Genomic DNA, 24,191 nt, shown 5'->3' with positions numbered 1-24,191 from the left:
TAACCGAAATATTACGTTAAATTATTACAAATAAAGAAATGGAAACGTTTTGTCATATAACAAACCTATCAAGTTCATTTTAATAAGTGGGGGAAATGACTCTCCCCACACTTTAAATTACTAGCGTTAATCTCGTTTTTTATTTATTTCTTCCAATGTCGCTACACAAAAATCTCCGGTGCCGTAAGATATTGTCCCTTCGACTGTCACAACGAATTTCGTACCAGCTTCTGCAGCATTTGGTACTCTAAATGCTGCTATATCAAGGGGAATAATTTCTTTCTCCTCTGGTTTTTCTAGTTGAGGTACCCACTCATACGGTACACGATACGCACGGTAAACCATATTTGAGTTTCTGTTATTTTTATATGGTGAAATATATTCCCATACAAGCTCATGGTCACGAGTAACTTCAAAAATCCGACCATCTGCTCCTTCAGTAATCAATGTGTTTCCGTTTGGCAGCCTTTGAGCAGAACTAATATATGGACTGTAAAATCGATATGAATCTAAAGGAGCTTGATACCCAGCTTCAGTTGGCGTATATTGCCATTCAATTTCTAAAGTTACTGGATTAATTTCTAAAATCCTCGAGTGATCACGAACAGCATTTTTGGAACCGTATGGAGATGCAGGATTTGGAAGACCGTATCCTGCCCAACCACCATTATCAAATACGAGTAAATTCCCTTCTCCAGGCAATCCTTTCGGAATGATATGTGCATGATGTTGTCCAATGATCCATCCTAAATGCTTAACATCTGGGCTAGAATAATCAGGACCGAGTTTCCAAACTATATTTCCTGTCTTCTTGTCAATAATGGCAATTATATTTGACTCCCTAGCATCCCAAATAATATTTTCAGGATGAAAACGTTCATCTCCTTGGTCATAAAACTTATTCGGACCAATTGTAGACATAGAATTTATATGCATCCAATCTCCATCCGAATTACCACCAAAGGATCTAATATTAGGATTACGGAATAGTACATTTTTAGCACTTTCATCAAATCCAAGTTCTTCAAAATGATCACTGACAGCCCACTCCCATATAATATTCCCTTCCCAATCTACCTCAATAATGACATCATCTAATAACGGCTTATCGGATATATTCGGATTATGTACATTTTTGTGTGCTAAAATTAACGTATTTCCACCATCTGTTTTCGGTTCTAATCCTGGTGCATAGTAACCAACGGGATTTCCCTCACGCTGATAATCATGATGAGCTCTAGCCATCCACTGCGAATCATGGCCTGGGTCTTCAATATGTTCCAGACGGTTAAATTTCCAGACGATGTTTCCTTCCCAGTCAACTTGAACTAAATCGACTTCATCTTGAAAACCAAACTCAGGATCTCTTTGTGCTGTATGACCAAAAACATATCCGCCTGGTAATAACTTATTTGGAAATCCGCGCAGTCCTTTCCATAAGTGTACTTCCTTTCCATTCATATCAATTAATAACGCACCATGATCTGCAGCTTGATAAATTGTATAGCCACTCCAAGCTTTCTTTGGATTATATACTGTTGCTCCTGTTGGATAAATTGTTGGATGTCCCATTCTTTCCACTCCTATTCATATTATTAATTAGTTACCTTTTGATTATTCGAATTTTCAGACCTCAATAACTAGAGTAATAGCATTATTTGTTATTTCTCCGTATTCTCATTACTTAGTTTCATAATCCTATCCGAAAGGTGTTCTAAATTATAGGCTAAGCGTTTAAAAATTTCAGCCTGCACTTGTAATTCTTCTGTTGAAAATCCATCGAATAAAACAGACATAAAACTTGTTCTTATATTATTATTTCGCTTTATAAATTTCAGGCCATCTTCAGTAATATCAAGTAAAGTGATTCGTCTATCTTCCTGATGACGTTTCCGAATAGCCAGGCCTCTTTCTTCTAACTTATCGCATAATGCCGTAATCGCTCCTGATGTAAAATCCAGTTCTTCTGCTAAATCAGTTAGACGCTGCTCACCATCTCGAATAATTTTGTTTAATATTAAGATGCCCGGCAACATAATACCTTCAATCTTAATTTTGTCACGTTCCTTTACAAACTCACGGACCATTTTACGAAACAACCAATCTGTTTCTTCGATTAATGTTGGCATCGTTTTATTCATATCTCCTCCGCTCCTTGCTCTATGAATAATACAAAAAGGCACGAACACATTTCAAAATTATGAAATGTATACGTGCCTTTGGTTATCCAATCAGCTATTCAATTTGTTTTAGCATTAAAATAATGAGTGGTAAAATAAGTAATACCCACATATTAATCCATTAATTCCTATGAGTCAAGTATGTTTTGGGTATATATTTTCCTAATTTATCTATTTGTTCTCGTTTAAGGTTATTTTTGAGATTATTTATATGTAATCCTATTTATAACAATACATCTAAAATATAAAACTCCCCCACTTTACATAACTACTGTAGCGGAGGAGTTCTTTCTAATATTACTTTATCAAATTCACCGGCGAAGCAACTACCTTTCCACTTTTCACATCATATAGCCCTATAGGTGTTACCCGTATAAAAGGCAAGTGCGTCGCAGAAAAGAATAAAATTGTAAATGCTGGATCATCATACGCGTAGCCACGCTCTTGTAGTAATTTCACCATCTGTTTCTCTTCCTGTATTAATTCACTCATTTTTAAATTAGACATAATTCCGAGCAATGGTAATGCAATTTCATGTAATACTTCATTCTTCTCAGCTATTACCATTCCCCCGCCAAGCTCTTTTACTCTATGAAAAGCTATAAGCATATCTTCTTTTCTTTTTCCGATAAGAATGATGTCACCTGTACCAGAATAAGAGCTAGCAAGCCCACCTAGTTCTTTCGCAAAACCTTTCACAACTGTATTCACTCGCCAACTGCCATCACGAGCAATCATCATAAGGAAACATTCATCATGATCTGTGGACAATTCATTACATTCTATGTTGATTTTACTAGTATATGGTTTTGTAATAACGTTATTTAATAAGTGTATACCCGTTTTATTAGAGAAAATCATATCCTCTTTTTCTATGGACCAATCTAATGATAATGGAGTTACTTTACATTTACCCCAGTCTATATGTAATGCTTCATGCGTATTTACACCGTCACGCTTCACCCATTTCCCCTTTGCAATAACGCTCGCTGGTACTGAGTTTTCTTTACTTTCTAAAATATTGATATTAGCAATTCTCCCTGTCCCAATCGAACCATGTATATGCTCCATATTATAATAACGAGCAATATTATAACTTGCCATATGATATGCATCTATTACTGGAACACCTTGCTTTATAGCAGTAGTAATCATTACATTCGTCATTCCGTTTTCATAAAAGGACGGATGAGAACCATCTGTTGTGAAAAAGAATCTATCAAATTGTTTTACACCTAATTCCAGTAATTCTTTTAATAAAACTTCTAAATCTGGTCGGATGGAAGAGTTTCGAAGAGAAACAGTGTAACCTTGCATAAGACGAGTTAACAATTCTTGACCCGTCATTGCTTCATGATCACAGTCTGTACCTAACAGTTTTAATTTTACTAATGTTGCTTCAGATGCTCCTGGGAAATGTCCTTCTACTTTTTTCTGTAATCGCTTTGTTTCCTGCACCCAATTTAACATTTCATCATCGCCATGTAATAATTTTGGCCATGCTGTTAGCTCTCCTCCTTGAAGAACTGCTTCATGCTGTAGCCATTCTATTATTTCTTCACTATTAAATAAAGATTCCCCATTTTGCAATTCAGTTTGTCCATCAAAACGGCACCACCAATACATACTAGCTGGAAGCTTTTTAAATTCATCTAATAAATGAAATGATTCCTCACGCTTTAACGTGAAAAATAGAGTTAAATTATCATTAATAAAAGTTGTTGTTCCAAATTGCATCGCATGATTCGCTAACGTCTCTGGATTATATAATTGATATGGATGTGCATGCGGTTCTATGTAACTAGGAACGACATACTTTCCATCACAATCAATGACTTCACATTCATGTAGTTGCTCTGGTAGTTTTTCACCTACATATATAATACGATCATCATAGATCCAAATATTCGCTTGCATCCATTCACGTATATAGGAATTTAAGTATGTTGCATTCTTTAATAATTTGTGTGGACTTCTTGTACCGTCTATTATTTCAACATGTTCTCGCAATTGCTTGTTACTCCATCTAAACTGATTTTGTCCCAATGTATTTCACTCCAATGCTATATTAGTTAAGACGAAAAATAATTAATTAACTAAACTATTTTCTATTTAAGTCCACTCAATATATACCACTATTATATTTAACAATCATAAAAATTACAATTTTCGGAATATAAATCGTTTTATTGTTCACTTCTTCCTCATTTGAACATGAACATTTCTGTGAAGTTGTTTTACTGGAACCTTTGAAAGAATAATGAATATTTTGTAAGGGCAAAAACGTATTTTTTAACAATGGATGTTCTTTTCAAGATAGAGATGGGATTCAAATAGGAGACAATTGTATAATCGGTATGAATGCTACAATTGCCACACTTAATCACGGGCTAACTTTAGAAACAAGAAACACGACATACGCCTCCCCTGTTACAATTGGTGAAAATGTATGGATCGGGTCTAGTGCAACCATACTTCCTGGTGTGACACTTGGAAACAATTCAGTTATTGCTGCAGGTGCAGTTGTTACAAAAGATGTACCTGCAAACATTGTCGTTGCAGGAGTGCTCACAAAAGTTGTGAAAGTAATTCATAGCAATTAAAAACATTCTAGATTTTTCAAATGCAAACAAGCTACTTTTATTGAAATTTGCTTTACTGCTTATATATTTATTTTATCACTCTTGTTAAAAATTTTATTTCTTCTTGTGAGAAGAGAATGTGCCTATATATTTTTCTATACAGCAATAAAAAGACTTATAGAATGATTCTATAAGTCTTTTACTATAAGGAATTAACCTATACTTATCAATTAACAAATTCAAAAACCAAAAGGTTCGCTATGAATAAAGTTCTAAAAATAACTACCTACTCTAATTATCAATCATTTCATAATAGTCTATTAATCCCTTTTACTGCCTCATAGCCAAAATATATTCCAAACATAATTAAAATAATTCCTGCTACTATAGAAATCCATTTCATTACTGTATGATTAATAAATCTTCTACCAAAATGAATAGATGTAGCCATAAATATATCCCAAAGCATAATCCCAGCAAAAATGGCTGCACTATACCATAAAGCTTGTTCTTTTCCAATAGTATTCATAGCACTAGTTAGAACTGATCCATATATCCCTATCCAAAAAATAATATTTAATGGATTTGAAATTGCGATAGCAAACCCCGATAGAAAAGATTTTAAAGGATGTTCTTTTTCACCTGATGAAATATATTGAACTTGTTTAGTAGCTTCTTTCATACTTTCATAGCCCAAATAAATCATCGTTACAAAACCAAAAATCCAAATGCAAAGCTGGGCAACTGGAGTTGTTAAATAAGTCGAAATACCAAAGTAAATTAAAAACATCATTACAACATCTGCTGACATCGCCCCGACTCCTACTAACCATGCACTCAAAAAACCATTTTTTATTCCTTTATTTATTTGAGCAACATTAATCGGACCGACTGGTGCAGACAATGAAATCCCTAATAATATATAACTGAATATCATGCTAATCATTTTTCTTCAACCCCGTAATAGGACATCTCATTACACTTTCTTCATTTGTTTCTGGTAACATATATTGTTTCCATTCAAAGGTTTCTTTTATTCCGTAATCCCCTATATCTGGATGCATTGGAATATCATCATATGCTAACAAACGTTTTCTAATCACTTTCCTTACTTGTTTCCCTTGTTTTGTATCACCTGTAATATCATCTAGAGTACCTCGAGGTTGTAACGTAATTTCAAGGCCTGTTCCTGTATATCTACTTTTTCTCTCAGAATATATTGGAGCCCTACAAACGACAAATATAGGTTCACCACCAAAACAAAATTCCCATTTAGCGTTATAAGGATCTATTGGTATTTCTGCATTCCATGGCTCCGGATCATTTCTCATTAAAAATTGTAATACATTCCAAAATTGTTTTTTGTATTCTTCAGCCAGTAATTGTTTATTAGATGGTTTGAAAAATATTACTAAAGTAGTTCTCTTTGCAATTTGTTGATATGTTTTAATATATTCATAAATCCCATCCCTTAGTTTGAACAATTCATTTTCATCATAAGCCGATTCAGAAAATATATATCTAGACCAACCATGTTTCTCAGAATCTACTGCAAAATAACACGGAAATGGTTTAGATTGATCTAAAATGCTATCGTGAAAATTATTGAAAGATATAGTTTTCCACTCATCTAAAATCCCTTTATTTTGTTCTTCAATTATTCTCTTTTGATCGTATAAATACATTTTTGTAGTTGGCATTACTAAAATCCCCCCTAATATATTTATGATTTTTTCTCATATATTAAAATATTATTCTCAACAATATTTAAGATTTTATTTATACTTTTTGTAGGTATTTCAATTGTTATCTCAGGTATACCGGGAGATAACAAAAATTTATTATAGTTATAAATTTTTCGATCTATAATAAGTGTGATTTCATCTGAATAGCCAAATGGAGATACACACCCTGGAACACAAGAAGTTTTTTCTATTAACTCCTCGGCTGAACAAATAGAAATCCTTTTTCCAACCAAATCTTTCATAAGTTTTGAATCTAATTTTTCTCCTTCAACAGTTACAAATATGTAATAGTTATTTGATTTATCTTTTAAAAATAAACTTTTACTGGGTACACCTTCTAATTTAAACCTTTCTCTAATTTTTCTATCTGTTTCATAATCTAATATTGGTTCATGTGTATATTGTGTATACGATATAGCCGCTTCTTCTAACAGTTCTACTACTTGTTTATACATATTTATCCTTCCTTTGATTTCATTACAAAATTTGAAAAGATAGCCTTTTCTATTGCTGTTCCCGCTCCCTATTCTTTTTCACAATATATTCAATTATAGTTTACGACACAATTAAATTTGAAATAAAATACAAATTTGTAATATAAATGGAACCAAAATATAAAACTTATATTAATCATTATTTTCATAATAGTCAATAATTTTTACACAAATCATAATTATCTATTTTTGTATACTTAATTCTATTTGTTATTAATTCATACGATAAAAGTACCTTATTATGTAAATTACGGAAATACATTTAAATATTTTTCAACAAAAATCAGAATTCACTTATTATTAACCCCGAAATCTAGAACTACTTACCTTTGTATGTTGCAATATTTTAAAAATGTAAAAGTCACTATAAATAAGGAATATCAAATAAATATAATAGATTTATAGTAAAATGAAAAAATTTAAATACATCATTACTTTTCTTGTAACAGCACATAAAAAAACCGCATCATGGGAAGTAAATTGCTCATGATTCGGGATTTTTTAAGAGTATATTTTAATAACAATTAAATCACATACAAGTCCTTATATACCTCTATAGTAGAACTCTTTTCATCTATTATTTATTAAATTCAACTTGCATCATTTTATTAAACTGTGTAAGGATTTCAACCGGACCTAAAGAATTAGCATTGACAGCAAATGTATGCTTGCCTCCAATTACTCCACCAGCAAAAGTCATAAACCCAGGAATTGATCCTCCGTGCCCCCAAACTGAGACACCATTTGGAAGTTTCGTCTCATAGATTCCAAGGCCATATCCATCACCAACCCCTTTTCCTTCTATAGGAACTGTAGTAAGCATTTCTTTTAACTCGTGTTCCTTCAGTAACTTACCACCGAGTAAAGATGAAAAGAACTTGTTTAAATCATCCGCATTAGAAATCATATCTCCAGCTGCATTAGCTAAACTCGGATTATAATACGTAATGTCTTTCAACTCGCCTGTTTCGTCCATTTTCACATATCCACGAGCATGATTCTTTCCTGGGATGACGGGTGAATTTCCTGGTAAAAACGTATTTGGCAAGTCCAGAGGTTCAATAATTCGCTTTTCAATTTCTTCCGCATAACTATTACCAGTTATTTTTTCAATTAGCATTCCCAATATTACATATCCTGTGTTTGAATACAACCAGTCTTTGCCCGGCGAGAAATCTGGAGGTAGAGAAAGACCTATTTTCACTATTTCTTCAGCTGTATACGTTTTTTTCGAATTCATTATGTCAGCATCTTTTGACTTTAAGTATTCAGCGATACCACTTGTATGATTCAAAAGTTGGCGTATCGTAATTTGATTGCCATCATACCCATTTCCTTGAACGAGACCCGGTAACCACTTCTCAATTGAATCGTCAAGTTGTACGCGATTTTCTCCAACTAATTGAAGAACCGTCGTGGCGGTAAAAGTTTTCGTCACACTACCAATTCGAAAGCGATAATCTGATTTCACCGGTTTCTTTGTGCTTAAATCTGCTACGCCAGCAGTATAACTACTAATTTTCCCTTTATTAGACGTCTTAGCTAATACCCCTGGCGCTCCAATTTGAATTGTTTCCTGCATGACCCTTTTCCAACCATTCCGATTCTTTTGATCATGTGCTTCTGACGAATTAGAAATATTTTGAGTAGACTCTGCTTTTACAGTAAAACCTGGTGTGAATACAGTGGTACCCGCTAATAAAACTGCTGGAATGTCAACACTAGACTGGACAATTTTTATAAGGTCTGTTTCTTATATTCCACTGGCGTTAAATAGCCTAGTGTTCCGTGAATTCGAATGTTGTTAAACCAATGAACATAATCATCAAGTTCAAGAGCGAGCTGTTCAAGAGAAGCGAAGTGTGCTCCGTTTGCGAATTCTGTTTTAAACACTTTGAACATCGCTTCGGCCACAGCGTTATCGTAGGGGCAGCCCTTCATACTTAATGATCGTTGAATTCTGAATGTTTCTAAAGCCTCTGAAATCAGTTTATTATCAAACTCTTTTCCTCGGTCTGTATGAAACATCTTGATGTTATGTAAATTTCCTTTAATACTCGCTAATGCTTTATACACAAGGTCTGCTGTCTTATTTGGACCAGCACTGTAACCTATAATTTCTCGGTTGAAAAGGTCCACAAATAAGCATACATAGTGCCATTTTTTTTCAACACGGACGTATGTTAAATCACTGACAACTACAGCTAATTGCTCTTCTTGTTTAAACTGACGTTGTAACTCATTTTTGATTGGTGCTTCATTACAGGTTTGTTTATACGGCTTGTATTGTGACACCGTATAATTTGATACAAGTCCTAATTGTTTCATAATTCGACCGATTCGACGTCTAGAAACGACCATCTTCTGTTTCTTTAATTCTACTTTGAGTTTACGAGTACCATAGTTACTACGGCTTTCTTTAAAGAGTCGTTCTATTTCGTTGGAAAGCTCAACGTCTTCTTTTTCATGTGCGTCTTGTTCACGCGGCTTGGCGTGATAGTAGTAGGTACTTTTGGCGATGTTAAGGACGTTACACATTGCTGATACTGAATATTTGTGAGTGTTATTTCGGATCACATCTATTTTCGTCCCATGATCAGCGCTGCTTGCTTTAAAATGTCATTCTCCATCATTAAACGTTGATTTTCTTTACGTAATCTGATTAACTCATTTTCTTCTTCTGTCCGATTTTCTTTAGCAGTAAATGTCCCAGTTTCTTGATGATTCTTAATCCAGCGATCCAACGCAGAAGGCGTTATTTCATATTCTCGACAGATATCTGCACGGGACTTTCCATTTCCATATAGCTTTACTAATTGAAGTTTAAATTCTGGTGTAAAAGTTCGACGTTGACGTGACATAGTAGCACGCTCCCTTAGGTTAGTATGTTAAGTCTACTAGCCCTTATAGTATCTGTCCAACTTAGTGTAGCCGATTCACTGCCAAACTTGCTAACTTCATTGGATTACGTTTTTTCATAAGATTCTCTCTCCCCTATTCATATCATTTTGATTCGAAATATACTTTTATCCTATATGATAAAACTCTCTTTTTTCTTATCCATTCCTTACAAAATACTTACGTTTAAAGTTTGATACAATCTGCTGAGAAAGAATTATGTATGAAAATAAAAAGGGCATAAAAAATAAGGAAAGTCCCTTAACCTCCCCCGTTTTTATTTCACCTTATCTTAATTATTTTAAGATGTTTCATTGTGTTCGTATTAAAATGAATAAAAAAGAACGTGTTTTCATTTTTTATGTAAACACGTTCTCTTTTATTTAAACAACTAATCTATATTCACCTTTACCATCCTGCACTAGCGTTCATACCATTTCCGATAATAGAAAGTAATAGTGGCCATAATACTGGTCCTAACGTAAGAAATAAATTTAGCAGTATAAGTATTCTATATCTCCTAGGAATATGGTGATTTTTACGATTAACAAATACTAAAATCACTAATAATATTATCGTCATTACAAATAAAAGTAATACTAACAACCAATACCAAACCATTAGACTGAGACTCCATGGCTGCAATAGCTCGTGTACAATACCAAAGGTGATTCCCAATACTGCAAAACTAAAAGTAGTAACTGTTGCTTTAATAAACAATTTACTTAATTTTTTATCGTATGTATACTTACAATATAAATCTATTAACACGTATAAAGATAAAAATGCCATTAATACACCTACCCAAGACAATAACCAGTCTCCGCCTCCTCTAACTAATATAAACAGAAACCAACACATCCCTGCTGCAGAAAAAATAAAGGAAAGGAGTATGTTTTTCAATACCGGTTTCATTCTATTTTCACACCCTTACAAAAATTTAAACATAAATAATAATTTTTTATTTATATGCTACTCGTAATTATTTCATCTGTTTTTCATTCTATATTGATGAAATGAAGATAGCCTCACAAAAAATGTAACGAGCAATACTCTACTAAAGTAACCTTTTTCCATTGGTAGCGATATAAAAAAGTAAGTATACATTACCACGTAATTAAATATAAGTAAATAAAATTAATTTACAGTTAATTTAATTTACTTATATTAACTTCAAACCTTCCCGTCTCGCTCTATCCATTGCACAGTCTTTTCCACATCTAACTCCGTATACGTCTTTTCTCCATATCGGACAGACTCATATATCGGAATAATATCCCTCGTTCTACAAATTCTGCTTAACCATTGTTGCATCGTTTCATAGGACCTTCTCTGTTCGTGAAATGGTAAAGTTCTTTCCCATTCAACTAATGTTTTCCTTATCGTATCTTTAGGTAACTGCTGTTCAAACTGATGCATCACTTTCTTGTTCTTTTCGGTTCTATCCGTATTTTCTTTTGTTATCGATTGTTTATCCTGTTCTATTTCTGATTTCGTTACCTTTTTCCTCATTAATTTATAAACAGCATATAAAATGACCACTGCAATAATTACATAAAAAATGACACTAATCCATGAATTTGAAAGAACAGAAAACACATCAGTCCATGAATTTTTTCGTACAAAAAGTGGAATTTCCCTATCTATTTTCGTTCTTGTATCTACAACTCCTGTTTCTTCATCTATAATTCTTTCAGGTTCATCAAACTGTGCGTCTACACTAGTAAAATCATAATTTCTTTCTGATATTATCTCCGTCTTACTAGAAAAAAGCCCTTTTACTATGTCTTGTACATACACAACACCTTGTGATAACGTTATCGCACTAATCGCAAAGAAAAGTATGATTAAAGTTCTTACACCCCATAACTTCACTTTCATATGTCGCTTTTTATTCGCCATGACATAAGCCCCTTCTTATTCTTTCATTACAATCCATTTATTCGTTCTACTGTATTTCTTTGGTGAAGTACCAAGGATTAAAGGAACCGCATCCAGTTCCTTTCGACGAAAGCCTGCTGTGTAAAAATAAGAAGAAGATACAGGCGTATCTTGGTCTGATATCGAGGCAAGTACCCTTAATACATTTTGCAAGTGTTTCCGATTATCCCCATTTTTTATATGTAGCAAACCGTTATCTTTTACACTATTGATCCATACTTCAAATGAACAGTTTTGCATGAGCAATTGTTTACATATACCCGCCGTTAATTCGATTAGTTCCTCTGTATCATTTCGCAAAGAAATACCACTTTTATTTTGCAAGTTGAGATAAATCGCGTATTTATCTGATTGCGTTCGCTCATACTTTTTCGCAGTTATCGTCCCCGTTTTCGCCGTTGCACTCCAGTGGATGGAACGAAAATCCTCATTTTCATAAGACTTTACTCCCATTACTTTCGTTTCATCATATAAGGGTGAAGACATCGCTTTTCGAAATCCTCGTGACCATTCTTGTAATTCCGGAACTTGTATTTTCGGAACAGCTGGTAAGACTAAATAAGAGGGCGTATCAACTTGTTTATATGTGATATGGTTCGTTATAAATCCAAAGAGATCGGTAATCACAATTTCAACTTCTTCCCATTTCGCGATGCCTCTTTTTAACGCTACAACTTGCAAATCAAATGAAACTGACTCCCTTCCTTTTAAATTAAAATTCATATAATAATTTGAACCTGTACTATGATTTTTGTTTATATCATCATGATTCCAAGTTAGCTTATTTTCACATTTAAATCGAAATACAACATTAAAAATAGGAAAAATTGATTTGTTTGAAATTTTTATTTTGCATCTGTTCGTTTCACCTATAAAAACGTTCGAATTCCCTTGACTGTATTCCCATTGAACACGAGATACTTTACGTATATATACATACATAGCACCTATTAAAATTACATACAAAAATACGAGAGATAATATGAGTAGATTACTTGAAAATACACTTAAAATAACGGCTACAACTGACATAACTCCTATTACGAAAGGCTCCGCTAAAGGTGTATACACAAGCTGTTGATTCATCGTACATTCTCCACCGGCACATTAATCGTATGAAGAATTTCTTTCATAATTTGTTCTTTCGTCGTTTTCATCTCTCCCTCAATCGTTAACGTTAAACGATGAGCACATATGGAAGCAGCGAGTTGTTTTATATCATCTGGCGTACAGTAATCTCTTTCATTTAATATTGCCCGTGCTTGGATTGCCCTCATAAATGCCAATGTGCCGCGCGGACTTACACCAATTTCAATTAGCTCATGCTTACGCGTTGCTTCAATAATTTCAAGAAGATAATCTTGTACATCATTTCCTACTAACACTTCTCTTGCACGCTTTTGCATCATAATAATTTCTTCACTTGAAATAATAGGGTGTAATGTTTCTAACGGATCATTCGTTTGAAACCGATTCATCATTTCCTTTTCAGCTTCTCTCGTAGGATAACCTTGGCGAATCGTAAGTAAAAATCGGTCTAATTGAGCATCAGGTAAAGGAAATGTACCCGCAGATTCAAGAGGATTTTGCGTTGCAATTACTAAAAAAGGTTCTGGTAATGAATGCGTCTGTTTTGCAATTGTAACAGTACGCTCTTCCATAACTTCGAGTAACGAAGATTGTGTTCTCGGTACAGCCCGATTAATTTCATCCACTAATACTATATTTGCAAAAATAGGACCTAACCTCGTTTTAAAATCCGATTCCTTCACATTAAAATATTCAAGACCAATAACATCTCCGGGCAAAGTATCCGCTGTAAATTGTATTCTTTGAAATTTTGCGTCCACGCTTTTAGCCAAACTTTTCGCTAGTGTTGTTTTTCCTGTCCCCGGTACATCTTCTAATAAAATATGTCCTTTTGCTATTAGAGCAATGGCTGCAAGTTCTATGGATTCATCTTTTCCTATAATAACTTTCGAAATATTATTAGTGATTTTCTTTAATGTGTTCATCTATTTATCCCCCCATTTTCTTTTGTTCTGAAAATTAAGAATTATTATTTTCCAAATTATAACACATTACGATAAAAGTAAATATATTCCTGTCAAAATAAAAAAGATGACCTTAGCACTATAAGCTAAAGTCATCTTTCTCATTATTTTACTAACTCTCCATTATAAGCTTTTATATCAAGAGGAGCAGTTAACAACTGTTTTACTTTGCTAACGAAAGATGTGAAGTGTTCACTCGTATTATGACTCGCAACTGCTACTTCATCTTTCCATACTTCTACCATCGTATACACATTTTCTTTTTCTACATCTTTATAAAGATCATAAGATACATTTCCACTTTCTTCTCTTGAACCATGAAGTAATGGTTGAACTTCTTCTAAAAATGTTTGTTGTTTCGCTGGATCTACTTGAAATGTTGCGTGAATAATAATCATGGTATTTCCCCTCTCATATTTCACTTATTTCTTTTGAAATTACTTCCACTCAGCAACTTTTTCAACTGGAAGACGTACTGATTGGTAACCACTATCAGCAGCTTTTCCGATTGAAATTAACATAACTGGTACGTAACGTTCTTTATCTAATCCGAACGCTTCAGCGATTTGGTCTTTTTCAAAACCACCAATTGGACAAGTATCATAACCGTGAGCACGAGCTGCTAGCATAAATTGCATTGCTACAAGACCACCGTCAATAAGTACAGTATCTTTCATTACTTCTGGTGTAACCATTGAGAAGTAAGCTGAAAGTTTTTTCATCTGGTCTTCTTTTACTTCTGCTGGCATGAAACCGCGCTCTACTGCTGTACCGTAAATTTCTTCTGCGTTATCAAAGTTGTTTAAATCACCAAATAAAGCAATCATTGCTGAAGAAGTTTCTACTTGAGATTGATTAAATTTCGCAAGTGGTGCAAGTGTTGCTTTCGCTTCGTCACTTTCAATCACTACGAATCTCCATGGTTGCATGTTTACTGAAGATGGCGCAAGTGTTGCTTCTGTAAGAATTTCTGTCATTTCTTCTTTACTAATTTTCACTGATGGATCGTACTTACGAATGGAACGACGTCCTGTTAAAATTTCGTTAAAATCATTTGTTTTTACTGAGTTAGTCATAGTTGTATTCTCCCTTTTTTAAAGTTCTTTTATATTTTCTTGAATATGAATTAACATATTTAAAAGATTGTCGCGTTCTTCTTCACTTAATCCTTTAAATGCCGATGCTGCAAAACGTTCTTTTTCCTCTTGAAACGCCTGAATTTTATTTCGTCCCTCTTCAGTAAGAGAAACTAACGTAATTCTGTTATCATCTGGATTTTTACGTCTTACAATCATTTCATTAGCCTCAAGCTGCTTTAAATGCCTCGAAATCGCCGCATTATCAATGTTCACTTCTTGCTGAAGTGCTTTTTGACTAATTTCACCTACTTCAAATAACTGAAGTATAAGCTCTAATCGAGACTGGCTCATACCCGTACACCCTTCAAATTTCGAACTTACTTCTTTATTTAGAAAGTGTAATTTATATAAAATAATCGCTTCTTTTGAGCATGAACTTGTCAAACTATCCCTCCTTTACATACAAAATAAAAATATTTGATGTATCAATAGTTGATATGTCAATTAATATAATCTATATCGATTAAGAATGCAAGCATTTTGTTTTCATTTTATTTTTTCCAAATTAAGGCGCTTTGTAGCGTTACAAAAAATGTAAATTACATTATAATAGTAATAATTTAAATGACTGGAGAGTGATTATAATGCGGCAATACACAAATAGAAATGAGGAAATGAAAATGGAAAATGAAATGAGGATATTGATATATGACAACAATAAATATAGGGATTGTCGCGCATGTAGACGCTGGCAAGACGAGTTTGACTGAACGTATTCTTTATGAAACGAATGTGATTAAAGAAATTGGCCGAGTTGATGGCGGAAGTACGCAAACAGACTCAATGGAATTAGAAAGGCAGCGCGGAATTACGATTAAAGCATCCGTCGTTTCTTTCTTTATTGATGACTTAAAAGTAAATGTCATCGATACACCGGGACACGCTGATTTTATCGCTGAAGTGGAGCGATCATTCCGCGTTTTAGACGGTGCGATTTTAGTTATTTCTGCCGTTGAAGGTGTGCAAGCACAAACGAAGATTTTAATGAGAACGTTACAGAAACTAAACATACCGACTATTTTATTTGTAAATAAAATTGATCGTCGTGGTGCAAATAGTGAAAAAGTTGTAAAGCAAATAAAAACGATTCTTTCAAATGAAACATTCCCCTTTTACTCTGTCCTAAACGAAGGAACAAAGGAAGCTCGTATTATTGAATATAAATCATATGATGATTGTATAGAACGATTAGCACCATATAATGAATCGTTACTTGAGTCATATGTAAATAACGAAATCGTAACGGACACAATGTTAAGAGAAGAACTCATTAAACAAATAGCGCAAGCAAATGTGTATCCGATTTTCTTCGGTTCCGCAATGACGGGTATAGGAGTATCTGAACTACTTGAAAATATTTCAACCTTACTTCCAGCTAATAATCTGTCTCAAGACGAAGAATTGTCCGGTATTGTTTTTAAAATTGAACGTGAACCTTCTGGAGAAAAGATTGCATATGTAAGAGTTTTTTCTGGTAACTTACACGTTAGAAAACATGTTGATATACAGCGCGATCAGTCTCTACCACATAAGGAAAAGATTAAAAAAATGTGCATGTTTCATAATGGAGATGCTGTTCAAACTTCTACCGTTCCTAGCGGAGAATTTTGCAAAGTGTGGGGACTAAGTGATATTAAAATTGGTGATATTATCGGTACACGGACTGATTATATAAAAGATATTCACTTTGCCGAACCACAAATGGAAGCTGCCATCGATGCAGTACCTAAAGAACGAATTCATGATTTATACGCTGCTCTTATGGAACTATGTGAAGAAGATCCACTCATTAAAGTGTGGAAAGATGATGTTCATAATGAACTATATATTCGCCTTTTCGGTCAAGTACAAAAAGAAGTAATTGAAACGACTCTTTTTGAGAAATATAATTTGCAGGTTACTTTTTCAAATACGCGAGTTGTATGTATTGAGAAGCTAATTGGCATTGGGATTTCCGTTGAAGTAATGGGCGAAAAAACGAATCCATTTTGCGCAACAGTTGGATTCAAAGTCGAACGTGGTGAACTTAATTCTGGCATAACATATAAATTAGGCGTTGAACTTGGCTCACTACCTTTAGCATTTCATAAAGCGATTGAAGATACTGTATTTCAAACGTTAAAACAAGGTTTATACGGTTGGGAAGTTACGGACATTTCTGTCACGTTAACGCATACAGGTTATGCTAGTCCTGTTACAACAGCGAGTGACTTTAGAAACTTAACGCCACTCGTTTTAATGGATGCTTTAAAGAAAGCTGAAACATATGTATATGAACCTGTTAATGCGTTTGAATTAACTGTACCGGAGCAAGCAATTAGTACCGCAATGTATATGCTCGCTGACATTCCAGCAACTTTTGCAGAGCCTATATTCAATAATGATTCTTATCAATTAACAGGTTCATTACCTGTTGCAAAAACAGAGAATTTTAAACGCATGCTCCATTCCTTTACAGAAGGAGAAGGTGTATTTACAACGAAGCCAGCTGGTTTCACAAAGATTTTGGCTCCCTTCCCTACTCGAAAACGTGTTGATTATAATCCGTTGAATCGGAAAGATTATTTGCTTCATGTTTTGAAGGCTTATTAAAGTAAAAGAGGTGCAATTCGCACCTCTTTTTGCATGTATTGATAAGTTAGTTTTCCCTAACAATTTCTTTAAGCTTTTCTATTATTTTCGCTATTGCTTCAATTGAATTTTCTGTTTCATATTCTCCAACATTTACAGAATGATTTGCGTTTTTGATAACATCAATTTTTAAATTTGTATTATGTAACTGATTAATTTGATCTGCATTATATTGGTTATCTTTATCCCCAATTACTAAAAGCCCTTCGTGACTACTATGTAAAATAGAATCAAAAATAGATTCAAAAGTTAGTAAAGGTGTAAGTACTATCATTTTTGACTGTAAAAATTCTTTTCTCTTCATTAAATCCTTTGCAATCGGAATTGTTCCAAGTGACTTCCCTAAAAACATCGTCTCGTTGTATTGATCACCTTTTAATACTTCATTCATTATAGGATTAATATCACCATCATTACTTTCGTTAGTTCTTCTATTGGTTTATTCATTACCTGTTCATCGTAAGAGTAATGAATATGTACAACATCAATTTTATGTTCAAGCATAAGCATCGTCGTGTAATAAAATAACGGCTTATCGTAATTGTATCCTGAACCTGAAAACATAAAGCAAACCGTACTGGAATCTTTTTCGATATGTGTGTAACGAATTACTTTGTCATTTATATGTACCTCTTTTTTAGTCCCCTTCACCCTTTTTCCCTCCGAATACGTTTATTTTTGTAAAACGATATGTTCTGTATGTACTGCTATATCCTTTACTTTCTCTTTTATAAATGCAGGCTGTAAGTTATATGTATGCAGTTCTTCTACTGACACCCATCTAAACAAATACGTTCTACCCTCTTCTTCCAAAATATATTGATCCGCTCCATTCGCAGGTAACTCATGTAGCTCTACTTCATAATAAAAACTAATTTCATGAAACTTTCGCTCAGAAAGCGTAAAGAAATTTTCTACTGACCATAATAATCTCTTTATCTCAATAGAAACCGCTAACTCTTCAGCAAGCTCTCGTTTTAACGCATCTTCACTATTCTCTAGCATTTTCACTCTACCGCCGGGTACGTACCAATAATCTTCCCCTTTGTTTTGAAGAATAAGTATTTTATTATCATGTTTACAAATTGCTCCGACTCGGTAATTAAAACATGTTTCCTCTAATTTAAACGTAAGATCCATCCGTAACGCCCCTTTATATAAATATCAAATTATCACAAAACAATTATGTAATTACTGTACAAATAAGGTTACTAAATTTATTCACTTCATTCAATCATTTTCGAATTTTCCAAACTCTCATTTTTCATCATTACAAGTGCATATACATATGTTACAATCACATTGCACACTAGAAAAACATGATGATACTTACTTTACACTTTACCATGTCTTATCTAACGAAGAATTCGACGATGTTGATTTTGAATTTGAATTTGACTGGGATGAAGACGATGAAGAAGGTTTAAAAAAAATGTTTCCTAAACTATGGGAGATGTACGGAGAAGAACCGATTGAGTGGTAGATTCATATTAGGACTCTGTTTAATCAATAAACAGAGTCCTTTTTTCACAAAATTCTTATTTAAACTCTCTTTATTTCATACCACTTATCCAATAACATTTTTTCTCTTTCCCTTGAAATACCTGCTTTTAATTCCCATTCGTCTGTGCTCTTCATCCACTCATACACGTCTGTAACTGTCTCTTCTATTCTTCTAAAAGTAAGCCCTTCTTTCACAGCATTCTCGACACTAATAGAAAACCCGCCTTTCCACGGCTTCGTTTCCCCTTCTAACGGAAAAGTTTCTGGAATCCATAAAGGCATTTCTGTCCAAGGCTGGACATTATGTTCTTTCATAAACGATTCCTCTATCCAAACAAATCCAACATCACTATGCGTAACCTTTTTACACGTATTTAATAGTTCTTCCATCGTCAAATCATCATTCGGACCTGTAACATTGAATATACCTGCTTTATTTTTTTCTGCCATGTTGAGTCCAAAGTATGCAACATCTTTTATATCAACTATCTGCACTGGACGTTTTTTTCTTCCTGGAACTAACACTTCTCCTCCTTTTGCTACACGCTGAATCCAGTATGGAAGCCTATCAGTATAATCAAACATTCCTGAAAGAAGTCCTGCTCTTACGTGTAAAACACGCCCCGGCCAATACTTCTCTGCTTCTTTTTCACATAATACTTTCAGTGCACCATAATGCTCATAAGGAGATATTTCACCATTCTCTACAGCCTTTATTTGCGCTTCCGTTGGTTCAGGTTGTAATATATAGTCTTCTTTTATGTCATGTGGAATCCAATCTTTATATACGGAAAGGCTAGAGATGAATATATAGTGTTCAATATTATCTTTAAGCACTTCTCCAACATTTCTAATGTGATGTGGAGAAAATCCACATGTATCTATGACAACGTCCCATTTTCGATTTTCTAAACTTGATACATCACCATTTCTGTCACCGATAAGCTGTTCCACTTCAGGAAAAACTTCTTTGTTTGTTCCGCGGTTAAATAATGTAACTTCATGCCCTCTGTTCAAAGCCTCTTCTACCACAGCTCTTCCCAAAAATCGTGTACCACCTAGTATTAACATTTTCATGGTTCTCCCCCATTCGTGATAAAAAATCTATTCTTTTGTTTAACGATTTTTTGTTATGAAAAGTTACGGGGGATAATTTAATTTTTTCTACAAGTTCAATATATGTAATTCCGACGCTTTTTCTATGTTAAAAACAATAATATGGAAATATTCATTCTGTCGATTTCCATCTCATATATAATTAAAATATCGGATATTCGTTTAACCACTTTTACATACTTAGGCAGGTGAAAAATATGAATAAGCACATAGTTTATCATTCAACATTATGTATTTATTTTCTCACATCACTTGTATATATCATCTTGCTGAACATAGAAAATGGTCGTAATTATTTGGGGTTTACAATGGTTATTCCACTTTTAGCAGTTATTTCATATCAAACTTTATATAAGAAACAAAAAATAGTTCATACACTTGGAATTTCACGTCCAAAAATAAAAACACTAATTTTCTCTATATTATTGCCACTACTTCTAGGACTATGTCTCCATTTCTATTTTTATAATTATGATATAAAGTTCTTATATCATCATTGGAATGAATTGGGATTTCTCTTGCTCGTTGGTCTTACAATTGGATCTTTATTAGAAGAGATTATATGGCGAGGGAATTTTCATTACTATTTACGAAAAAAATATTCATTCATGCAAACAGCTATTATTATAGCTTTACTTTGGTCTTCATGGCATTTACCAATAGCAATCTTTTATAAAAATTATGAGTTTCAGCTTCTAGGAATATTAAGTTATCTCTCTTTATTATTTATATTATCTATAATTTTAACGTACACGAGAGAATATGGCGGTTCTGTAATATCACCCGCAATTTTACATGGTATGTTTAATGTATTTTATTTAACAGATGTCGTACAAAACAAGTGGGATGCCAGCCTAATAGAATTAATTAAATTTACCTTACTAGCAATTGTGCTGGGCACGATGTATCTTATACTTCACAAGGTTAAAAAATAGTTAAACAGCTAAGAAAAAAGATGTTTCTTCTTTTAGTTGAAAGCAGCTTTAATAGATTATAAAGTACTTCAACACCATGCAATTATTCAATATTCGTATAGGTGTTGAAGTTTTATAATCTTAGTTGAACAATTTTGTTCTTACAACACTTATATTAATCTTTTAAATGAGGAAATATGCACTCTTTAATCAATTCCCATCTATCCCCTGCATTCGGTATAATTTCAGACGCAATCACCACTACCAATTCCTTCTCTGGAATACAACAAATCACATTCCCACCGTCACCCATAGCACAGTATGAAAAGATTTCATCTTCTTCTCGTAACCACCATAAGTAACCATATTGATTTTGGTTCATTGTTGTCGATTCTTTTATCCATGATTTTGATAGAATTTGTTTTCCATTATGAATACCTTCATTCAAATACATCTGTCCAAACTTAGCCATATCTTTAACTGTTAACGTTAGTCCCCAGCCGCCTGTCGAAATACCATTTGGATCATGAACCCATCCTTTTACATCTTTTCCGAATAAGTCATCAAATCCAAACGCTTTCATATTGTAGTTTGGAATTTCTCTCATGTCGAGTGGCTGAAATAGCTGTTCATTCGCAAATTCACGCGCACTTTTTTCTGTTGCACTCGTGATAATTGCTGATAGTACATGCGCTCCTGCAGATGAATATTTAAAAGTTCCAATCTCTCCGCCGTTCCCCATTCTATGAAGTGTATACTGTACCCAGTCTGGTTGTGTACATAATTCTTCTAACGGTTCCTGCCAGTCTACAAAAGGATATGGAGCTGTCATTGTAAGTAAGTGTCGCACTGTTATTTCAGATTCCTTACGTTTATATTCAGGAAAAAACTCTATTACTTTTTGATCAACGCTTTTTATATAGCCCTTATCTATACATATCCCAATTAGGGCCGAGATTATCGTTTTTGTAACTGACGCTACATGAAATGCATCATCTGGACCATGCCCGTTATAATAGTTTTCAAAAATAATATTACCTTTCTGCACTACTAACATACCATTCATGTTTTTATATTCTTCTTGTATAATCTGATCTAACTTTTCAGCAGTTTTCATTATCCTTTCCCCCTTAACCTATAATTAAAAAGGTTCGATAGGTACATATATATCAACTATATGTTTATTTTCTGGGTGCTGCCTTGAGTCATTTTTATACATTTCAAAAGGATACGCATCTCTCGGTTTATATCCGCTATTTGGTAGCCATTCACCGTATATAAAATCCCATGCTCCTTTATATTCATCTTGGAATATTTCAAAATGCCCTACTGCATACTTTCCAGAAGGTATTACCATTATTCCAATATCACTCGTTTCTACTGCGGACGCATCCGGAATTGTTATACATAAACTTGTTCTTAAATGATAGTCCTCAGTAAATTCATGATGATCGTGGTAAATGGTTAATACTTTCGTATCCTCAAATACATGATAGTTTTGCTTAGCTGCGTAATGAAATAATTTCTCTATCATTTTTGGAAAAGCTATAGTTAACTCCCTATATGTACCGATATGTCTTATGTATGCGACGTTTATATCGTCCGCTGTTACAATTTCAACATTCCCTCGAACCTTCTTACATTCATTGTATTGAGAAGTTCTTCTTACGTCTTTGCAATTCTTGCTATTGTCGTTTCGATATTGAGACGGACTTACTCCGTAATAATTTTTAAATGTACGGGAGAAAACTGCTGAATCTGTGAAACCAAAATGGTAAGCGATATCAGTAATCGTCATATCTGTGCGATATGTAAGTAGATTTGTTGCCCTTTCTAACTTCAAGCGATTCACATACCGAGATAACGGCTCGTCTACTATTCCTTTAAAAATCCGATGAAAATGAAACTTTGAAAATCCTGCTACATCCGCTAACTCTTCAATTGAAAGTGAATCATTTATATGTAATTCTATATAATCTTGTACTTTATAAATACGTCGTAAATACTCGTCCTTACTTTGAGCACTCTCCATATACTTTCCTCCTCACAACAAAAAGGCTAACTTCACGCTAGCCTACTTTTACACATGTTTTAAAAACAAAACTCTACTACCGCCGTTCCCGTCATAATTTTTATGTACCGATACACCCTCTATCTCATCATCCCCAGCCTCAATTAGAAAACCAATTTCTTGGTGAAATTGTATCGATTTTTTATTAACTGGTGATGTGATTGCTTTTACAACTTTACGGTTATTTGCACGAGCGACATCAAAGAAATAAGAATACAATGTCGATGCGATTCCTCTTCTTCTATACTTCGGATTTACACCGATAAAGTGAACGTATGCTTCATCTTTATATGTTTGTGAAAAAAATCCACATAAGAAACCTAACGTTTCTCCATCTTCTTCAATGATAAAACTTGTTTCTTGAAAATGAACGAAAAACAGTTTTGGTAACATGGCAGCCATGTCTCTCCCGCCCCACCAATCATTTAAAACTGAATGAATCTTTACATAATCTTCCCCTTGGATGTTTCTTACTCGCATATGTTTCTCCCTCTCACTCACTTCATTTTTTCATAAATTTTAATGACGGTTTCTACTAATAGAATGAATACTCAGATCCCGCAAAATACAAGAACAGACTGGAATATGGACCCTAGTATAATAACCCCAACTGTACCTGATCCTGTAATTGATATTTCACCAAACCCTGAATCAGGTATAAGTGATCCAGCTGAAAAGGCCATCAAAATCGAGGATATTAAATAAATCACACTCATTATTTTTAATATTTTTATAGAAAGATACGAAGTTTATTTTTCTTCCACTTGTGATTATTCGATTTCTCCACTCGCAATTCCTTTTTGCAAACAGTCTTCACATAAAAATTCTTCCTTAATTTTTTTACCACCAAGCAATGCACCTGTAATTTCTTTACAGCGCGTACACTTTCGATTTATCATTTTGTTATCACTCCAATCTCGTAA

Annotated in this window: 23 protein-coding genes and 3 pseudogenes; 4 read left to right on the top strand and 22 right to left on the bottom strand. The window is 33.8% G+C overall.

Going from position 1 to position 24,191, the window contains the following annotated elements; translation table 11 throughout:
• Window positions 1-126 precede the first annotated feature (126 nt).
• The 3 genes from QCI73_RS12475 to QCI73_RS12465 all read right to left on the bottom strand — a co-directional run bounded on the left by QCI73_RS12475 (window position 127) and on the right by QCI73_RS12465 (window position 4,226).
• A complete protein-coding gene (locus QCI73_RS12475; protein WP_353823021.1) occupies window positions 127-1,572 on the bottom strand; it encodes an aryl-sulfate sulfotransferase in 1,446 nt (481 codons plus the stop codon).
• A gap of 89 nt (window positions 1,573-1,661) precedes the next feature.
• The gene (locus tag QCI73_RS12470; RefSeq protein WP_353823020.1) at window positions 1,662-2,141 is read right to left on the bottom strand and encodes a MarR family winged helix-turn-helix transcriptional regulator; all 480 of its coding nucleotides are present in this window, start codon (window positions 2,139-2,141) and stop codon (window positions 1,662-1,664) included.
• Window positions 2,142-2,477: 336 nt separating this feature from the next.
• The gene (locus tag QCI73_RS12465; RefSeq protein ID WP_262726380.1) at window positions 2,478-4,226 is read right to left on the bottom strand and encodes an adenine deaminase C-terminal domain-containing protein; all 1,749 of its coding nucleotides are present in this window, start codon (window positions 4,224-4,226) and stop codon (window positions 2,478-2,480) included.
• 218 nt (window positions 4,227-4,444) lie between these two features.
• Between QCI73_RS12465 and QCI73_RS12460 the strand changes: the two genes are divergently transcribed.
• A complete protein-coding gene (locus tag QCI73_RS12460; protein WP_116844819.1) occupies window positions 4,445-4,783 on the top strand; it encodes a DapH/DapD/GlmU-related protein in 339 nt (112 codons plus the stop codon).
• Window positions 4,784-5,069: 286 nt separating this feature from the next.
• Here QCI73_RS12460 and QCI73_RS12455 read toward each other — a convergent pair whose 3' ends face one another.
• The 12 genes from QCI73_RS12455 to QCI73_RS12400 form a co-directional block, all read right to left on the bottom strand.
• On the bottom strand, window positions 5,070-5,708 hold the full coding sequence (locus tag QCI73_RS12455) for a LysE family translocator (RefSeq protein WP_262726379.1): 639 nt from the start codon (window positions 5,706-5,708) through the stop codon (window positions 5,070-5,072).
• Complete coding sequence (locus QCI73_RS12450; protein ID WP_001143350.1) at window positions 5,701-6,462, bottom strand: YqcI/YcgG family protein; 762 nt, start codon at window positions 6,460-6,462, stop codon at window positions 5,701-5,703. Before QCI73_RS12450 ends, QCI73_RS12455 begins: the two co-directional genes overlap by 8 nt.
• Window positions 6,463-6,485: 23 nt before the next feature.
• On the bottom strand, window positions 6,486-6,962 hold the full coding sequence (locus QCI73_RS12445; RefSeq protein WP_000278065.1) for a YbaK/EbsC family protein: 477 nt from the start codon (window positions 6,960-6,962) through the stop codon (window positions 6,486-6,488).
• A gap of 616 nt (window positions 6,963-7,578) precedes the next feature.
• A complete protein-coding gene (locus tag QCI73_RS12440; RefSeq protein ID WP_353824109.1) occupies window positions 7,579-8,742 on the bottom strand; it encodes a serine hydrolase domain-containing protein in 1,164 nt (387 codons plus the stop codon).
• Window positions 8,739-9,862, bottom strand: a protein-coding gene (locus QCI73_RS12435; protein ID WP_085964333.1) for an IS3 family transposase whose coding sequence is annotated in 2 segments (ribosomal slippage) — window positions 8,739-9,616 and window positions 9,616-9,862 — 1,125 coding nt in all. Because the reading frame shifts where the segments join, the coding sequence is not laid out codon by codon here. The genes QCI73_RS12440 and QCI73_RS12435 overlap by 4 nt, the downstream gene beginning before the upstream one ends.
• 445 nt (window positions 9,863-10,307) lie before the next feature.
• The gene (locus tag QCI73_RS12430; protein ID WP_000805739.1) at window positions 10,308-10,814 is read right to left on the bottom strand and encodes a DUF3902 family protein; all 507 of its coding nucleotides are present in this window, start codon (window positions 10,812-10,814) and stop codon (window positions 10,308-10,310) included.
• Window positions 10,815-11,072: 258 nt separating this feature from the next.
• A complete protein-coding gene (locus tag QCI73_RS12425) occupies window positions 11,073-11,801 on the bottom strand; it encodes a signal peptidase II (protein WP_353823019.1) in 729 nt (242 codons plus the stop codon).
• 15 nt (window positions 11,802-11,816) lie between these two features.
• On the bottom strand, window positions 11,817-12,926 hold the full coding sequence (locus QCI73_RS12420; RefSeq protein ID WP_353823018.1) for a DUF58 domain-containing protein: 1,110 nt from the start codon (window positions 12,924-12,926) through the stop codon (window positions 11,817-11,819).
• Window positions 12,923-13,855 (bottom strand): AAA family ATPase, encoded by a 933-nt coding sequence (locus QCI73_RS12415; RefSeq protein WP_074608508.1) that lies wholly within the window; start codon window positions 13,853-13,855, stop codon window positions 12,923-12,925. Before QCI73_RS12415 ends, QCI73_RS12420 begins: the two co-directional genes overlap by 4 nt.
• Before the next feature lie 143 nt (window positions 13,856-13,998).
• Window positions 13,999-14,292: a putative quinol monooxygenase gene (locus QCI73_RS12410; RefSeq protein ID WP_000583838.1), complete on the bottom strand. Its 294-nt coding sequence runs from the start codon at window positions 14,290-14,292 to the stop codon at window positions 13,999-14,001.
• Between the two features lie 39 nt (window positions 14,293-14,331).
• Entirely contained in the window at window positions 14,332-14,970 is a 639-nt protein-coding gene (locus tag QCI73_RS12405) for a nitroreductase family protein (RefSeq protein ID WP_000185384.1), read from the bottom strand.
• Window positions 14,971-14,988: 18 nt separating this feature from the next.
• On the bottom strand, window positions 14,989-15,417 hold the full coding sequence (locus tag QCI73_RS12400) for a MarR family winged helix-turn-helix transcriptional regulator (protein ID WP_353823017.1): 429 nt from the start codon (window positions 15,415-15,417) through the stop codon (window positions 14,989-14,991).
• Between the two features lie 264 nt (window positions 15,418-15,681).
• Between QCI73_RS12400 and QCI73_RS12395 the strand changes: the two genes are divergently transcribed.
• Window positions 15,682-17,625 carry a GTP-binding protein gene (locus tag QCI73_RS12395; protein ID WP_353823016.1) on the top strand — a complete coding sequence of 648 codons (1,944 nt, stop codon included), beginning with the start codon at window positions 15,682-15,684 and terminating at the stop codon, window positions 17,623-17,625.
• Window positions 17,626-17,671: 46 nt separating this feature from the next.
• Here the strand turns inward: QCI73_RS12395 and QCI73_RS12390 are convergent.
• Together QCI73_RS12390 and QCI73_RS12385 are read right to left on the bottom strand one after the other, a co-directional pair.
• A pseudogene (locus tag QCI73_RS12390) lies at window positions 17,672-18,315 on the bottom strand (alpha/beta hydrolase).
• A gap of 21 nt (window positions 18,316-18,336) precedes the next feature.
• Complete coding sequence (locus QCI73_RS12385) at window positions 18,337-18,804, bottom strand: NUDIX hydrolase (RefSeq protein WP_326305203.1); 468 nt, start codon at window positions 18,802-18,804, stop codon at window positions 18,337-18,339.
• 178 nt (window positions 18,805-18,982) lie between these two features.
• Between QCI73_RS12385 and QCI73_RS12380 the strand changes: the two are divergent.
• Window positions 18,983-19,147, top strand: a pseudogene (locus tag QCI73_RS12380) (DUF4240 domain-containing protein); the annotation flags it as partial.
• A 59-nt stretch (window positions 19,148-19,206) separates the two neighbouring features.
• On the opposite strand, the gene QCI73_RS12375 reads toward QCI73_RS12380, so the two are convergent.
• The gene (locus QCI73_RS12375) at window positions 19,207-20,244 is read right to left on the bottom strand and encodes an SDR family oxidoreductase (protein ID WP_353823015.1); all 1,038 of its coding nucleotides are present in this window, start codon (window positions 20,242-20,244) and stop codon (window positions 19,207-19,209) included.
• A gap of 227 nt (window positions 20,245-20,471) precedes the next feature.
• Between QCI73_RS12375 and QCI73_RS12370 the strand changes: the two genes are divergently transcribed.
• The gene (locus QCI73_RS12370; protein WP_353823014.1) at window positions 20,472-21,218 is read left to right on the top strand and encodes a CPBP family intramembrane glutamic endopeptidase; all 747 of its coding nucleotides are present in this window, start codon (window positions 20,472-20,474) and stop codon (window positions 21,216-21,218) included.
• Window positions 21,219-21,372: 154 nt separating this feature from the next.
• Here the strand turns inward: QCI73_RS12370 and QCI73_RS12365 are convergent, their stop codons facing one another.
• The 4 genes and pseudogenes from QCI73_RS12365 to QCI73_RS12350 all read right to left on the bottom strand — a co-directional run bounded on the left by QCI73_RS12365 (window position 21,373) and on the right by QCI73_RS12350 (window position 24,167).
• On the bottom strand, window positions 21,373-22,314 hold the full coding sequence (locus tag QCI73_RS12365; protein ID WP_353823013.1) for a serine hydrolase domain-containing protein: 942 nt from the start codon (window positions 22,312-22,314) through the stop codon (window positions 21,373-21,375).
• A gap of 24 nt (window positions 22,315-22,338) precedes the next feature.
• Window positions 22,339-23,229 carry an AraC family transcriptional regulator gene (locus QCI73_RS12360; RefSeq protein WP_262726183.1) on the bottom strand — a complete coding sequence of 297 codons (891 nt, stop codon included), beginning with the start codon at window positions 23,227-23,229 and terminating at the stop codon, window positions 22,339-22,341.
• Between the two features lie 48 nt (window positions 23,230-23,277).
• Window positions 23,278-23,748 carry a GNAT family N-acetyltransferase gene (locus QCI73_RS12355; protein ID WP_098264709.1) on the bottom strand — a complete coding sequence of 157 codons (471 nt, stop codon included), beginning with the start codon at window positions 23,746-23,748 and terminating at the stop codon, window positions 23,278-23,280.
• Window positions 23,749-23,819: 71 nt separating this feature from the next.
• Window positions 23,820-24,167 (bottom strand): annotated as a pseudogene (locus QCI73_RS12350) (DUF3980 domain-containing protein).
• Window positions 24,168-24,191: the final 24 nt, after the last annotated feature.

This window comes from Bacillus cereus group sp. MG16 (genome assembly GCF_040459875.1).
Taxonomy (GTDB): Bacteria; Bacillota; Bacilli; order Bacillales; family Bacillaceae_G; genus Bacillus_A; species Bacillus_A paranthracis.
Note: the sequence above shows the minus strand (reverse complement) of the source record. Positions and strands in the feature narration are given on the sequence as shown.